This is a genomic window from Mucilaginibacter sp. P5_A4 (assembly GCF_056400605.1).
Genome location: NZ_JBFUKX010000138.1, coordinates 1 through 1316, shown reverse-complemented (window position 1 = coordinate 1316; position 1316 = coordinate 1). Strand labels below are relative to the sequence as shown.

Genomic DNA, 1316 nt, shown 5'->3' with positions numbered 1-1316 from the left:
GTCATTGCCTTTGGTCTAACAAAAGAAAAAACAATAAAGATTGCTGTTGTTAGAATGGGGGGTGCAGGGGGGTGTTAAGAACTAAAAACTTTGTGGAAAACGTTATTGTAAAAGGCAGGGTGAACTTTTGTCATTGCTAGTCTAAAGGACTTAAACTCGTATTAGTTCCCTGCCTTTTATGATTGCCCAAGGCCCAGCTATAATACTTTCTTTGTACCATCAAAGGTTATTGGCAAAAGGCAATCTTTTAATGCTAATTAAAAGATAAACGTATGGAAGCTTACAATGTTATTCTGGGGGTCGATGTTTCAAAACGCACCCTGGACATTAGTTGTGCAGAACGTCTTCTGCACATTCAAACTGAAAACAGCAGTAAAGGATTTAGTGCATTAAAAAAGTGGTGTAAAAGCCATGAGATCGATCTCGACGAAAGCCTGGTTGTCCTGGAATATACCGGAGGTTATGAATATCGATTTTTACAGTTTTGTACGGCCCATCAGATCGATTTTTGTCGGATCTCAGGGTTGGAGATCAAAAGATCGATGGGCATGACCCGTGGAAAGAACGACAAGGTTGATTCATTCAGGATCGGGCAATATGGAGAAGAAAAGATCAAGCGTCTGAAATTATCCAAACCATTGAATGATAACATATTAAAGCTTAAACAACTACTCTCCTTCAGGAAAAGATTGGTTAGGGATAAGGCCGGTTTTACAGCTACTGTCAAAGAACGGGAGTACATGTACGAGGTAAATAAAAAGGATACGATTATCCGGATAGGTAATAAAAAGATAAAACAGGACGAACAATATATCCAGGAGATAGAAGCTGAGATCATGGCCCTGATCAAGGCGGACGCATCCATATATCAAAATTACAGAATATTGACCAGTATCAAAGGAATAGGTCCGGTAAACGCCTGGATGACATTGGTCTACACAGAGAATTTCACCAGCTTTGAAAATGCCCGGCAGTACGCCGTATTTGTAGGTGTAATCCCATTTGAGCATAAATCAGGAACCAGTATCAAAGGAAAAAACAGGGTAAGTCATATGGCAAATAAAGAACTTAAACAGGAGCTTAATCAGGCCGCTAAAACGGCCGTCATTCATGACCCTGAAATTCGTGCATACGCAGAACGCTTACTCAAAAGAAAAGATTACTCGCTAGTGCTTAACAATGTAAAATTCAAGTTGATCCTTAGAATGTTCTCTTTAGTGAAAAGAGGTGAAACCTATGTGGAGAACTATAAAAGAGTCGCCTAAAAACAACTCTTTTAAATAAAATTTGGATATATCGTAGACCTATAATACGAG

At 39.1% G+C, this 1316-nt stretch carries 1 protein-coding gene; it reads left to right on the top strand.

The features are described from left to right. Positions 1-272: 272 nt before the first annotated feature. Positions 273-1265: an IS110 family RNA-guided transposase gene (locus tag AC1DQW_RS27655; protein WP_477457014.1), complete on the top strand. Its 993-nt coding sequence runs from the start codon at positions 273-275 to the stop codon at positions 1263-1265. Positions 1266-1316: the final 51 nt, after the last annotated feature.